This is a genomic window from Lysobacter spongiicola DSM 21749, assembly GCF_900167055.1.
In the GTDB taxonomy this organism is placed as follows: Bacteria; Pseudomonadota; Gammaproteobacteria; order Xanthomonadales; family Xanthomonadaceae; genus Novilysobacter; species Novilysobacter spongiicola.
On record NZ_FUXP01000009.1, the window covers coordinates 65,347 to 78,372 of the forward strand.

9 protein-coding genes are annotated in these 13,026 nt (G+C 69.0%); 5 read left to right on the forward strand and 4 right to left on the reverse strand.

From position 1 onward, the window contains the following. Nucleotides 1-71: 71 nt before the first annotated feature. Both B5D37_RS11020 and B5D37_RS11025 read right to left on the reverse strand, forming a co-directional pair. Nucleotides 72-1,349 (reverse strand): sensor histidine kinase, encoded by a 1,278-nt coding sequence (locus B5D37_RS11020; protein WP_078758786.1) that lies wholly within the window; start codon nt 1,347-1,349, stop codon nt 72-74. After that, nucleotides 1,346-2,050 carry a response regulator transcription factor gene (locus B5D37_RS11025; protein ID WP_078758787.1) on the reverse strand — a complete coding sequence of 235 codons (705 nt, stop codon included), beginning with the start codon at nt 2,048-2,050 and terminating at the stop codon, nt 1,346-1,348. Before B5D37_RS11025 ends, B5D37_RS11020 begins: the two co-directional genes overlap by 4 nt. A gap of 168 nt (nt 2,051-2,218) precedes the next feature. Between B5D37_RS11025 and B5D37_RS11030 the strand changes: the two genes are divergently transcribed. Genes B5D37_RS11030 through B5D37_RS11040 form a run of 3 tightly spaced genes read left to right on the forward strand, consistent with a single transcriptional unit; the run spans nt 2,219 to nt 5,737 of the window. Beyond that, on the forward strand, nt 2,219-3,880 hold the full coding sequence (locus tag B5D37_RS11030; protein ID WP_078758788.1) for an ArnT family glycosyltransferase: 1,662 nt from the start codon (nt 2,219-2,221) through the stop codon (nt 3,878-3,880). Continuing rightward, the gene (locus B5D37_RS11035; RefSeq protein WP_078758789.1) at nt 3,870-5,390 is read left to right on the forward strand and encodes an ArnT family glycosyltransferase; all 1,521 of its coding nucleotides are present in this window, start codon (nt 3,870-3,872) and stop codon (nt 5,388-5,390) included. Before B5D37_RS11030 ends, B5D37_RS11035 begins: the two co-directional genes overlap by 11 nt. Continuing rightward, a complete protein-coding gene (locus B5D37_RS11040; protein ID WP_078758790.1) occupies nt 5,387-5,737 on the forward strand; it encodes a lipid-A-disaccharide synthase N-terminal domain-containing protein in 351 nt (116 codons plus the stop codon). Before B5D37_RS11035 ends, B5D37_RS11040 begins: the two co-directional genes overlap by 4 nt. Here the strand turns inward: B5D37_RS11040 and B5D37_RS11045 are convergent. Then, on the reverse strand, nt 5,734-6,534 hold the full coding sequence (locus B5D37_RS11045; RefSeq protein ID WP_078758791.1) for a sulfite exporter TauE/SafE family protein: 801 nt from the start codon (nt 6,532-6,534) through the stop codon (nt 5,734-5,736). The two genes, B5D37_RS11040 and B5D37_RS11045, sit on opposite strands and share 4 nt — an antisense overlap. A gap of 118 nt (nt 6,535-6,652) precedes the next feature. Here B5D37_RS11045 and B5D37_RS11050 point away from each other — a divergent pair, with 118 nt between their 5' ends. Continuing rightward, a complete protein-coding gene (locus B5D37_RS11050; protein ID WP_234987846.1) occupies nt 6,653-8,695 on the forward strand; it encodes a lytic transglycosylase domain-containing protein in 2,043 nt (680 codons plus the stop codon). A gap of 229 nt (nt 8,696-8,924) precedes the next feature. Continuing rightward, complete coding sequence (locus B5D37_RS11055; RefSeq protein WP_078758793.1) at nt 8,925-10,151, forward strand: multifunctional CCA addition/repair protein; 1,227 nt, start codon at nt 8,925-8,927, stop codon at nt 10,149-10,151. A gap of 205 nt (nt 10,152-10,356) precedes the next feature. On the opposite strand, the gene B5D37_RS11060 is transcribed toward B5D37_RS11055, so the two are convergent. Beyond that, complete coding sequence (locus B5D37_RS11060) at nt 10,357-12,891, reverse strand: TonB-dependent receptor plug domain-containing protein (RefSeq protein ID WP_078758794.1); 2,535 nt, start codon at nt 12,889-12,891, stop codon at nt 10,357-10,359. Nucleotides 12,892-13,026: the final 135 nt, after the last annotated feature.

Sequence of the window (13,026 nt, forward strand, 5' to 3'; positions counted from 1 at the left end):
CATCGGACCTGTGAGGTTCATTGCCATGCTCCGCCGGCGCCTGTCGGAGAACCGTTGGAGGATCCGGCCCCTCAGGACGGCGGGACGGACGAACCCAGGTCGAGTGTGGCGCGGGTACCCCGCCCGTCCTCCCTGGGAACGATCCGCAGGCGCCACCCGAGGTGGCTGCAGAGACGCGCCACCAGGTCCAGGCCGATCCCGCCGCCGGGACTCCTGGACCGCGCGCCACGCCCGTACAACGCCGCGATCTGTTCCGGTGACATGCCGTGCCCCGGATCTTCGACCACGACCCGCGCACCTGCCTGGAGTTCAATGGTGATGACGCCCGTGTCGCTGTTCTCGATCGCGTTCCGGAGCAGGTTGCCGACCGCCACTTGCACGATGGTGATCGGTGCGACCACCTTGCAGGGCGCAAGGGTGGGGATCTCCAGCGAGAGCGCCTTGTCTTCGCAAAGGTGCCGATGGTCGGCGACGATGTCCGGCAGCAACTGGTCGAGCTCGATCAGGTCACTGGTCCGCGCCAGCTTTTCGGGATCCTTCGCCAGGACCAGCAGCGCCGAGGTCAGCTCCTCGATGTTCCGGGCAGTGCGTTGGATCCGTTGTACCTGTGCCCGGGCGGGCGGCGGCATGTCGGACTCGAGTGCGAGCTCGCTTGCGCCCAGGATGACCGCCACCGGGGTGCGCAGCTCATGGCTGGTGCTGTCGATGAAGCCGCGCTCGCGCTCGACGAACTGGTCGTGCCGGTCCAGGTAGAGGTTCAGTGCATCGGCAATGACGGCGAGTTCGGCGCTGGCCCCATCCGGCACCACCACTTCCTGCCCGGGAAGGTCCGGGCGCAACCGGGCTATCCGCTGCGCCAGGTCCCGCAGTGGCGCCATCATGCGCGCTACACCCCAGGCCACCACGACCCCGAGCAACGCGACGGCCACCAGGCTGGTCAGGGCGAGCAGCCTGAGTTGCTCGTGTTCCGTACGCTCGAAGTCGGTGATGTCCAGCGTCAGTACGAACCGGCGCCCCTCACTGACGCGGACCAGCGCGACCACTTCGCGGCCTTCGACCCGGACTTCGTCGTGGAGGCCGGGCCCCAGGCCCTGCAGTGCTGGCGGCGCCTGTGGCCCGTCGCCTTCGGTGAAGAAATCCATGGCTCCCGAATCGCGGGGGGTCCACCCGGGGTCGCGGGCACGGTCGATGAAGTAGTCCATCTCGATCGCGAGCAGTGACTCCCAGGCCAGCCTCTCTGCCCGTTCATTGATCAACCAGCCCTGGCCGATGACCACGAGGCTGAGCAGGACGACGTAGACCAGCACGCCAACCGTCAAGGATCTCTGCAGCCGCGGCCGGACCTTCACTGCATGCCTCCATTGGATTCGGTCGGGTCCAGTGCCGCAAGACGGTATCCGACCCGCGGCAGCGTATGGATCAGCTTGAGCGAAAACCCGGAATCCACGCTGCGCCGGAGTTCATAGATGTGGGAGCGCAGCATGTCCCCGTCGGGTGGCTCGTCCCCCCATAGCACGTGCTCCAGTCGCTCGCGCGTCACTGCCGCCGGGCTCGCCTGCATCAGCTCCTGCAGCAAGCGGCGACACGCGGGATACAGGTGCAGCAGGCGCCCGCCCCGGGTCACCTCCAGCGTGGCCAGGTCGAAGCGCAGGTCGGCTACCTCCAGCACCCGGGTACGCCCCCGTCCCTGCGCGCGAGCCACCAGCGCCTCCAGACGCACTTCCAGCTCGGGGAGGGCGAACGGTTTGGTCAGGTAGTCGTCGGCCCCGGCGCGGAAACCGGCGATCTTGTCGGGCAGCTCATCGCGGGCGGTGAGCATAATCACCGGCACGTCGCTTCCGGATTCGCTGCGCAGCGCGGCGAGCACGCCCGGCCCATCCAGGCGCGGAAGCATCCAGTCCAGGATGATCACGTCATACGTCTGCGTGCTTGCGAGGTGCAGCCCTGTGCGCCCGTCCGGTGCGGCGTCCACCACATGGCCGCGCGGCTCCAGGTAGTCGAACAGGTTCGCGACCAGGTTCTGGTTGTCTTCGATCAGGAGCAGGCGCATGGATCGTCCAGGCTGGTGGTCCACAGGCAGGCTGGCCCCCGGAGCGTCGGAGCCGTGTCGGAGGCTTGCGACAAATTTCCGATGCCTGTCTCCCCATGATGCACCCATCGAACGTGCTGCCGGTGAGCAAGTGTGTCCCGTCTCCAACTCCGTACCACCCCCTGGGCGATGCTTGCCTTGGCCGCCATCGCACTCGCTGCGGGATTGGGGCTGCGGGATCCATCCCCACCCGACGAACCGCGCTTCGTGCTGGCCGCCACGCAGATGGTGGAGTCGGGCGATTGGCTGATCCCGCGTCGCGGGAGCGAGCTGTATGCCCACAAGCCACCGGTGTTCATGTGGCTGCAGGCCCTCGCCTACCAGGGGACGGGCAACTGGCGGGTCGCATTCCTGCTGCCATCGCTGCTTGCTTCGCTGGGCACGCTCTGGCTGACCTGGGATCTGGCCCGGCGTCTCTGGAACCGCCAGGTGGCGGGTTACGCCGCTTTCGCCCTGCTGGCGACGCTGCAGTTCGGACTGCAGGCGAAGCGCGGGCAGATCGACATGGTGCTGGTGTTCTGCACGACCCTCGCTCTTTGGGGATTGATGCGTTACCTGCTCTGCGATGGCGGACGCAACGCACTGCTGTGGGGCGGGTTCGCCGCCGGCCTCGGCACGGTGACGAAGGGGGTGGGCTTCCTGCCGCTGCTGCTCTTGCTGCCATGGTGGCTCGACCGGAGCAGGATCCGGCGCGATGCCGGCGCGGCCACCCTGGCGCCGGGTCTCTGGCCGTGGTTGCCCGTCGCATTCCTGGCCGGCGTCGCGGTCTGGTTGTTGCCCATGTTGCTGGCGGTGGCGGGAAGCAATGACCCGATGCTGCATCGATACGCGTCGGACATCCTCTTCAGGCAGACCGGCACCCGCTACGTCGACGCATGGCACCACGTCCGCCCGGCCTGGTACTACCTGCAGGTCATCGCGACGCTCTGGCTGCCCGGCGCATTGCTGCTGCCCTGGCTCCTGCCCGCGTGGTGGAGGCGGATCCGCCGCGGGGACCGCAGGATCCTGTACCTGGTGGCTTGGTCGATGCTTGTTCTGGCCTTCTTCACCCTGAGCCCGGGCAAGCGCGAGGTCTATCTCTTCCCCGCTTTGCCGGCCATGTGCATTGCAGCCGCCCCGCTGCTGCCGGGCCTGCTGCGCAAGGCGGGTGTCCAGCGCACCCTGATCGGCTACGTGGTGGCACTGGGGCTGCTGCTGGCCGGCGCGGGCACCAGCGCACTGGCGGATGCCGGATGGGCCAACCGCATCGCTCTGGAGCGCGGCCTGGACGCCCCCGTGTTGCAGTCGCTGGCGACCTGGCTCGTGGTGCTGGGGTGCGTGCTCGTGCTGCTCGCGTGCTGGGCGCGGGTGAAGCGGGCCGCGATCGCCGTGGTCGGTGCGAGCCTGCTGTTGTGGACGATCCATGGCCTGGCACTGGGACCGGCGCTGGATGCGGACAGCTCGGCACGGAAACTCATGCAGGACGTGCGCACCCGGATCGGGAAGGACGCGGAACTGGGGCTGGTCGCCTGGCGGGAGCAGCATCTCCTGCAGGCAGCGCCACCGGTGTTCGAGTTCGGGTTCGAGAAGGACTTCGATGCCCAGTGGCGCGACGCCGTGGCGTGGCTGGCGGAGGCGCCGCGGGAACGCTGGTTGTTCGCACTGGAAGGTGTCGCGCGCGAGTGCGTGGATCCGGCACGCTTGATCCCGCTGGGCCGTTCCAGCCGCCGCGAATGGGTGCTGGTGCCGGGATCCGCCCTTCTTCCAGGCTGCGTACCCGGTGTCCCTGAGGCAAACGTCCATGAACCATAGGGCTGCCTGGCAGCGGTATGCACTGATCGCGCTGAGTATCGTGCTGGCGTTCGCGTTCCTCGGCAGTCGCGGCCTGTGGGATCCGGACGAAGGGCGCTATACCAATGTCGCCGTCAACATGCTCGACAGTGGCGACTGGCTCAATCCACACCGCAGCGGCCATGTCGGCCACTGGACCAAGCCGCCGCTGACGTACTGGGCCATCGCCTCGAGCCTGGGTGCCTTCGGAAAGACGCCGTTCGCGGCCAGGGTGCCAGTCGCGCTGTCCTACCTGGTGTGCGTGCTGCTGACATGGCGGATCGCGAAGCGGCTGGCGCCGGGAACGGAGTCCACCGCCGCCCTGGTCTTCGCGACGATGCTGTTGCCTTTTGGCGCCTCGCACCTGGTCACGACAGACTTCATCCTCGCGGCGAGCGAGACCTTGGCGGTGTGGGCGTTCGTCGAGGCGCGCAGCGGTAGCCGGCAACCGCTCGCCTGGTTCGCGCTGATGTGGGTGGGGTTCGCCCTGGCCTTCCTGGCGAAGGGCCCCCCGGGACTGCTGCCGCTCGTGGTGCTGCTGGCCTACGACCACCGGTCCTGGCGCCGCCACCTCGGCTTCCAGCTGGCCGGCGCCGCCCTGTTCTGCACGCTGGCGCTTCCGTGGTATGCCGCAGTGATCGCCGGCAATCCCGGATTGTTCGAATACTTCATCGGCGACGAGGTCATCAACCGGGTGACGACCGACGAGTTCGGCCGACACGGCGAATGGTATGGATGGATCACGGTCTACGTTCCGACGCTGGTGCTTGGAACGGTTCCGTGGACTGCCACTGCATGGCGCTGGGCGAAGGCGTTGCCCGCCGACATCAGGCGATGGCGAAGCCGTGACGCACGCCGTGGAGACAAGGCTGCCGTGTTCCTGGCCCTCTGGGTGCTGGTACCTCTGCTGGTCTTCATCCTGTCGCGGTCACGCATGCCGCTCTACCTGCTACCGCTCTTCGTTCCCTTGGCGATCATCATCGCGATGCAGCGCAGGAAGGAGCAGCGCGCGTCGCCCAGGTGGTCCTGGCTGGCCGGGTGGGTCCTTGCCCTGCTGGGCCTGAGCTTGGCGACGGCCTTCTGGCCAACTCACAAGGACGCCTCCAGATGGGCGATGGCCATCCGGGAGCGCACGGACACACCCGTCACGGAGGTGGTGTTCGTGGAAGACATGGCACGTTATGGCCTGCGCCTGCACCTGGATGCGGAGATCGAGAAGATCAGCCTCGACCCGGTCCCGGCAGGCCTGCAGGCGCACTTCAATCCGAGGAATGACGAGGACCTCGCGACCGAGCTGATTGAAGCGGTCAACGAGCCGGGGGCGGTCTGGATCTGCAAGGAGGCACGATGGCCGGAAATCCAGGCGCGCATCGCCGCGCTGGGGCACACCACGACCGTCCTTGGCAGCCCCTACCGGGGGCGCATCATATTCAGGACGCGGGCTGCTCCAGAGCCCGCTTCGCCTCCAGCAACCGGGATGCCCGAACGATGACCTTCATGGATACTCCGCTTCCGTTCCTGGCCTGGACCGGGCTGCACCTTTCGATCTGGAAACTCATCGGTTGGACCGGTGCGCTGATGTTCGGGTCCCGGTGGCTGGTCCAGTTCCTGGCGTCGAGGCGCGCCGGGAGGCCGGTGATCCCCCGCCTGTTCTGGGTCATGAGCCTGCTGGGCAGCGGGATGACACTTTCGTATTTCGTCTTCTCGCACAACCAGGACTCGGTCGGGGTGATCCAGAACCTGTTTCCCGCGTTCACGGCCGCCTACAGCCTCCGGCTGGACATCCTCCACGACCGGCGGGCGCGGGACGAACACGCCAGTCCCGGCCATGCACCCTAGGCGGAGACCAGCAGGCTCACCGCCACCGCCAGCAGGAACAGCGCGAACACCCGCTTGAGGGTGTCGCCGTGCAGGCGGTGCGCCAGCTTCGTCCCCAAGGGTGCGGACAGCACCGAGGCCAGTGCCACCCCGATGGCCGCCGGCAGGTACACATACCCCACGGCATGCTCGGGCAACGCGCCGGCGGGTGCGTGCAGCGCGTAGCCGAGTGCGCTGGCCAGACCGATGGCGACGCCGCAGGCGGACGAGGTGCCCACGGCCCGCACCGGAGCAACGCCGCGCCAGACCAGCAATGGCACGGTCATGCTGCCGCCACCGATGCCGACCACCGCCGAGAGGGCGCCGATGCCGGTCCCCGCCGCGCTCATGGGCCAGCCGGCGGGTGCGGGCGCCTCGCCACCCGGATGCAGGCGCGGCTTGCCGAACTGCAGTTGCGCGGCCGCCAGCAGGCAGTAGCCCGCCACCAGGTAGCGCAGGACCGCATCGTCCATGCGGACCGCCAGCCCGCTGCCGAGCCAGCCGCCGATCAACAGGCCCGGCACCATCCACGCCACCGTCGGCCACAGCACGCTGCCGCGGCTTGCGTGCGCGCGCGCCGACGCCGCCGCAGTCAACACGATGCTCGCCAGCGAACTTGCGAGCGCGGCATGCATGGCCGCTTCCGGAGGCACACCCATCAACGGCAGCAGCCACGCCAGCGCTGCGACCAGCACCAACCCGCCGCCCACACCCAGCAGGCCCGCCAGGACGCCGGCGACCACGCCGAGCAGCGGAAACAGCAACCACGCCAGTGACATCGATCTCTCCTCGCGGCCATCGTTGCCGCCGCCGATACCATACCGGCCGAGGGACGCCTACCGCGGCGTGAAAGATATGCAGCGGGATGTTCATTCCACCGTCGCTATAGTCCGGCGAATGCGATCACGACCCCTCTCCGTCCTCTGTGCCGCGCTCGCGATGACCTGCGCCAGCGCCGCGTGTGCCCAATCCACCCCCGGCCAGCCGGCGGCTGCGCAGACCGCGCCGGCGGCCGCCGTGCCGCGCCCGGCCGACAACCGGTTCGAGCCGATGGTCGACCCGGCCCTGCCCCGCATCGACGAAGCCATCCGCCAGGCCGAGCTGGGCCGGCATGACGCCAGCGGGCACGGCGACATCGCCGCCCACCCGCTCTACCGGTGGGTCGAATACGCGGCGCTGAAGCGGGACATCGACACCTTGCCGCCGGCGCGGGCGCAGGCCTTCCTGCAGCGCTACCAGGGCGACGCGGTTGCCGCCGAATTCCGCCAGGCATGGCTCACCGCCACAGCGCGCCGCGAGGATGCTGCCGCTTTCCTTGCGGCATGGGATGACGGCATCGATGACATCCGCCTGCGCTGCGGCAAGCTGGATGCACAGCGGCGCCTCGGCCGCACCGGCGCCGAGTGGACCCGCGAGGCACAGGACATCTGGCGCGGCAGCGGCGAGTCCAGGCCCGATCAGTGCGACCCGGTATTCGCGGCCCTGGCCGATGCCGGCCACCTGCCCCCGGCGCTGTCGTGGGAACGCATCGAGAAGGCGGCGGCCGAGTGGCAGCCGGGCGTGATGCGCGTGGCCGCGCGCAACCTGCCGCCGGCCGAACGTGCACTTGCGGAGGACTACGCGGCTTTCATCGACTCCCCACACCCGCGCGCGCTGGAATGGCCGAAGACCGATCGCAGCCGGCTGGTGGCCTCGCACGGGCTCGCGAAGCTGGGCAAGGACGATCCCGATCGCGCCGAGTCGCTGCTGCCCCAGTACGCGCGCGCCCTGGGTTTCAGCGAGGCCGACCGCGGCCGTGCCATGTACCGGATCGCGCTGTGGTCGGTCGCCTCGTACCTGCCCGACTCCGAGCGCCGGCTCAACCTGGTGCCGGAGTCCAGCTACGACGAGCGCCTGCACGAGTGGCGGGTGCGCGAAGCCCTGTCGCGTTCGGACTGGCCGGCGGCGCTGGCGGCGATCCGCAAGATGGGGCCGGACCAGCGCAACGATTCGCGCTATGCGTACTTCGAGGCGCGACTCGCGGAGCTGACGGGTGATGCCGCGACTGCGCAGGCCAAGTACCGAGCCGCGGCGCTGGTTCCGGAGTTCCATGGTTTCCTCGCCGCTGACCGCATCGACCAGCCGTATGCGCTGTGCCCGCGTGAGCCTTCGGCGGACGCCGCGTTGCGCGCCTCGGTCTCGGCCAATCCGGCACTGCGCCGCGCGATGGGCCTGCACCAGTTGGGCCGCGCGGGGTGGGCGGTGAAGGAGTGGCACGATGCGATGGACGATTTCGACGACAGCCGCCGCCACCTCGCCGTGGAGATGGCCCAGGCGAACGGCTGGTACGACCGGGCGGTGTTTTCGCTGGGTCGCGGCAAGCCCGAAGAGCTGCGCTTCTATTCGCTACGCTTCCCGCTGTCGCACGATGCCGTCATCCGCCGGGAGGCGGCGCGCAACAACATCGATCCGGCGTGGGTCGCGGCGGAGATCCGCGCCGAGAGCATCTTCAATCCGAAGGCGCGCTCGGGGGCGAATGCGCTGGGGCTGATGCAGGTGCTGCCGGCGACGGGTGCCTCGGTCGCGCGCCGGATCGGGGAGCCTTGGGGCGGTGCGGCGAGCCTGTACCAGCCGGAGACCAACATCGTGCTGGGCACGGCGTATCTGCGGCAGATGATGGACGAGTACGGTGGCAAACCCTACTTCGCGATCGCGGGATACAACGCGGGGCCGACGCCACTGCAGCGCTGGCAGTCGCAGCGGCCGGGGATGGATGCGGATTTCTGGATCGAGACGATCAGCTACAAGGAGACGCGCGAGTACGTGGCGCGGGTGTTCGCGTTCAGCGTGATCTACGACTGGCGGCTGGATGGGGACGCGCTGCGGTTGAGTGACCGGATGGAGGGTCGGACGCAGGGGCCACGGAAGCAGTTCCGGTGCCCTGCTTCGCCGGCAGCTTGAGGCCGGCAGTCTTACGAGCAACACGCCTCCGGAGGGGCTGAGGAGGAGTGGCGCCCGCGGCCAGGTCGGGGCCGGGGCTGGCTGCGCCCTCCGGACGGCTGTCCTGCCTTTAGTCGGGCCGCGCGCCATCCATGGCGCGCTCTCCGCCAGCCCCGGCCCCGCCCCGTCCGCTACGTCCCCGTCTGCTGGTGGCGGTATCTATCCACTGAAGCGGGCATCATTGCGACGCATGAAGACCTATCTCGTCGGCGGTGCGGTACGTGACCGGTTGCTGGGGCTGGAACCCGGCGACCGCGATTGGGTGGTGGTCGGCGAGACCCAGGCCTCGATGGAGGCGGCGGGGTTCAAGCCGGTGGGGCGGGATTTCCCGGTGTTCCTGCATCCGGAGACGGGCGAGGAGCATGCGCTGGCGCGGACGGAGCGAAAGTCCGGGCGGGGCTACCGCGGCTTCGTGGTGGATGCGGATCCGTCGGTGACGCTGGAAGAGGACCTCGGCCGGCGCGACTTCACCATCAATGCGATCGCGCAGGACACGGAGGGCCGGCTGGTGGATCCGTATGGCGGCGCCCGCGACATCGAGCAGCGGGTGTTGCGCCATGTCGGCGATGCATTCGTGGAGGATCCCCTGAGGGTGCTGCGGGCGGCGCGGTTCATGGCGCGCTTCTCCGAACACGGGTTCGTCGTCGCGGAAGAGACGAAATCGCTCATGCGGGCGATGGTCGAGAGCGGGGAGCTGGCCGAGCTGGTGTCGGAGCGCGTGTGGCAGGAATTGCGGCGTGCATTGGCCAGCACCCGGCCTTCGGCGTTCCTTCGCACCCTGCACGACTGCGGTGCGCTGGCGGTGGTGTTGCCGGAGGTGGAGGCGCTGTACGGCGTGCCGCAGCGCGCGGAGTACCACCCGGAGGTCGATGCCGGCGTGCACGTGGAGCTGGTCTGCGACATGGCGGCCAGGCTGGCGCCGGGTGACGACCTGATCGGCTTTGCCGCGCTGGTGCATGATCTCGGCAAGGCGCTGACGCCGGAGGATGTGCTGCCCAAGCACATTGGGCACGAGCAGGGCGGGATCGAGCCGGTGCGGGCGGTGAGTGATCGGCTGAAGGTGCCGACCGGGCACCGGCAACTGGCGGTGACGTGCTGCCGGGAACATCTGAACGTGCACCGTTTCGATGAGTTGCGCGCGAGTACCGCGGTGAAACTGATCGAGCGCTGCGACGGCTTCCGCAAACCCGAGCGCATCGACCAGCTCGCCACCGTGTGCGAGGCCGACAAACGCGGGCGGGCGGGATTGCAGGACGAGCCGTACCCGCAGGGCGAACTGCTGCGGAAAGCCCATGCAGCGGCCCGCCGGGTGCAGGCATCCGACCTGCCGCCCGGGCTGGAGGGCCCGGCGATCGGCGAGGCGATGCGCAAGGCGCGCATCCGCGCGGTGATGGAGGCGACGGGGAAGAAGCCGTAGGCAGACACGCCGCCATCCGCTTTTGTAGGAGCGGCTTCAGCCGCGATCGGACGACCGTACGCCCGCGCCTACTTCACGATCGCGGCTGAAGCCGCTCCTACAGTTGCGGGGAGGCCGGCGCTGCGGGGTCGCGACTTACGTCGCTCCTACATGCGCCGGGGCGGTGCGTCGGCCGGGCGGCGCTCGGGCCGCCCGGCTGCATGGCTCAGAACCGGTAGTCGGCGCGCACGTACCAGCTGCCGCCGTTCATGCCGAAGGGCATGGTCTCCCAGCCGTACTTGAAGCCCATCTGCGGGAACGGGGCACCGGTGTCGCGGTCCCACTCGTCGGGGTACTCGTCGAAGATGTTGTTGCCGCCGACGGTGACGTGCAGGTCCTCGGACACGGAATAGCGCACCCCGAGGTCGAACAGGGCCTTGCCGCCCCAGGTGTGTTTCACGCCGGGGGTGAAACCCTCGCCGCTGACCGAGCCGTAGTAGTTGCCTCGGGCGGTCCAGCGCCATGGGCCGTCTGCGTAGACCGCCTGCAGCACGTGGTGCACGCGTGGCTGGCCCTCTTCCACCAGGGTCACCTGGGTGTCGTCGAACAGCTGCTCCGGCGACAGGATCGGCGATTGCGAGCGGCGGTCCTTCACCTCGGTCTTGTTGAAGTGCAGCAGCGCGGTCAGGTCGAGCCGGGCGCCGCCGGCGAACTCGGTGCCGTGGTTGGCGACCACGTCCAGCCCGGTGGTACGGGTGTCGATCGCGTTGGTGAAGAACAACACCTGGCCGACGCCGATCGGGTCGAGGATCCCGCGGATGGGGCAGTTGGCGTTGTCGGGCGCACAGGGCTGGCCATTGCCGCCGACGCTTTCCGGCTGGATGTTGCTGGAGAAGATGATCCGGTCATCGATGTCGATGCGGAACACGTCCATGGTCAGCGAGAAGCGATCGCCCGGCGAGAACACGAAGCCGAGGGTCCCGCTGGCCGAGGTCTCCTCCTGCAGCGGCTCGATGCCGAAGGCGCGGGTGACGTTGCTGTCCTGCCGCGCCGTCAGGGTATCGGTGAGCACACCTTCGGCGTTGAGGTTGGTCGAGCGCTGGCTGTAGAACAGCTGCTGCACGCCGGGCGCGCGGAAGCCGGTGGCGACGGTGCCGCGAATGGCGAACGACTCGTTGGCGTCGAAGCGCGCCGACAGCTTGCCGGTGGTGGTGTTGCCGAAGTCGGAGTAGTCCTCGAAGCGCACCGCGCCGCCCACGAGGAAACGCTCGCTCAGGTGGGTCTCGGCATCGAAGTACACCGCGGCGCTGTGGCGGCCGTCGTCGACTTCCTCGTTGGGCGAGAAGCCGGGGAAGCCCTGGATGCCCGGTTGCGCCACCTCGCCGGTCTGCCCGGTGATCGGGATGTCGCGGTCGTTGCTGCGGCCGTACATGTACGAGACCGGGTCGCCCGCCTCGATGCGGTAGTTGTCCTGCCGCCATTCGAGACCGGTGGCGAGGTACAGCAGGTGGTCGCCCAGGCCTTCGACGCTGCCCCGGAAGTCCAGGTTGAACGTGGTCTGGTCGAACTCGAGCGTGCCGGTATCCGCCGAGGTCGGCGAGGACGCATAAATGGGCCCCGTCGGGTCGGCCGGGTCGATCGGCTCGTACCACCAGCTGACGTTCACCGAGTTGCTCTCGTCGAAGCCGAAGCGGCTGCGGCCGTGGTTGATCGACACGTCCCAGTCCCAGCTGCTGTCGCCGATGGGTGCCTTGTAGCCCACTGCGAGCGAAGCATCCTCGACCGTGCTGAGGATCCGGGGCAGGAACCCGTCGGGGTACAGCTCGGGCACGGTGCGGTTGTCGCCGGGCGAGCGGAAGAAGCCGCCCGACTCGCCCTGCCGCCGGGACAGGCCGCCGAAGGCGTAGAGCTCGCCGGCGCCGGCGGACATGCCGCTGTTGAGCCAGAGGTAGGCGTCGCTGGCGTCGGCATCGCCGAGGCCCTGCGTCACCCGTGGCGGATCCACCCGCAGGCTGTCCGGCCCGGCGCGGTTGGTCGCATTGCGGTTGCGGTACTCGGCACTGAGGTTGGCGAAGCCGTCGGCCCCGAAGTTCCAGCCGGTGTTGACCGAGCCGTGCATGATCTCGCCGTCGCCGGCGAAGTACTGCCCGCCCATCAGCGAGACGTCGGTGTGTTCGGTCTGGCGCTTGAGGATGATGTTGATGACGCCGGCGATGGCATCGGAGCCGTACTGCGCCGCGGCGCCGTCGCGCAGCACCTCGATGCGCTCGATGGCGGAGATCGGGATCGCGTTGATGTCGGTGCCCGCCGAGCCACGCCCGATGGTCTGCTGCACGTTGACCAGCGCCTGTTGGTGGCGGCGCTTGCCGTTGACCAGCACCAGCACCTGGTCCGGCCCCAGCGCGCGCAGCGTGGCGGGGCGGAGGATGTCGGTGCCGTCGGAGACGAAGGTGCGCGAGAAGTTGAACGAGGGTTCAAGCGTCTGCAGGACCTGGCCGATCTCCAGCGCGCCGCTGGCTTCGAGCTCCTCGCGGCCGATGATGTCGACCGGCGCGGCCGTGTCTTCTGCCGTTCGCCCGCGCACGCGCGAACCGGTGACCTGCACCGAGTCGAGCGTGGTGGTATCCGTTTGCGCGGTGGCGGTCGGGGCGTTCTGGACCGGCTGCGGGTCTGCTGCTGTCTGGGCCGTGGCAGGCGTCAACGCGCCGGCGGCGACGATGGCGGCCACGGCCGCCGCCAGGCGGGTGTGCTGGATGGACATGCGCTCTGTTCCTTGAGGTGGTGGGTGGACTTCCCCTGTCTAGCCCGCGCCAAGCGTCGGACAACGGGTGAACCCACGCAAGACCTGCGGTGACGCTTGTCACAATTCGTCCCGATCCCACTTTGCCTGGCCGGA

Excerpts from the sequence above, each read along its gene's own strand:
- B5D37_RS11025 (WP_078758787.1), bottom strand. The coding sequence starts at position 2,050 with ATGCGCCTGCTCCTGATCGAAGACAACCAGAACCTGGTCGCGAACCTG.
- B5D37_RS11030 (WP_078758788.1), top strand. The coding sequence starts at position 2,219 with ATGCTTGCCTTGGCCGCCATCGCACTCGCTGCGGGATTGGGGCTGCGG.
- B5D37_RS11035 (WP_078758789.1), top strand. The coding sequence starts at position 3,870 with ATGAACCATAGGGCTGCCTGGCAGCGGTATGCACTGATCGCGCTGAGT.
- B5D37_RS11040 (WP_078758790.1), top strand. The coding sequence starts at position 5,387 with ATGACCTTCATGGATACTCCGCTTCCGTTCCTGGCCTGGACCGGGCTG.
- B5D37_RS11045 (WP_078758791.1), bottom strand. The coding sequence starts at position 6,534 with ATGTCACTGGCGTGGTTGCTGTTTCCGCTGCTCGGCGTGGTCGCCGGC.
- B5D37_RS11050 (WP_234987846.1), top strand. The coding sequence starts at position 6,653 with ATGCGATCACGACCCCTCTCCGTCCTCTGTGCCGCGCTCGCGATGACC.
- B5D37_RS11055 (WP_078758793.1), top strand. The coding sequence starts at position 8,925 with ATGAAGACCTATCTCGTCGGCGGTGCGGTACGTGACCGGTTGCTGGGG.
- B5D37_RS11060 (WP_078758794.1), bottom strand. The coding sequence starts at position 12,891 with ATGTCCATCCAGCACACCCGCCTGGCGGCGGCCGTGGCCGCCATCGTC.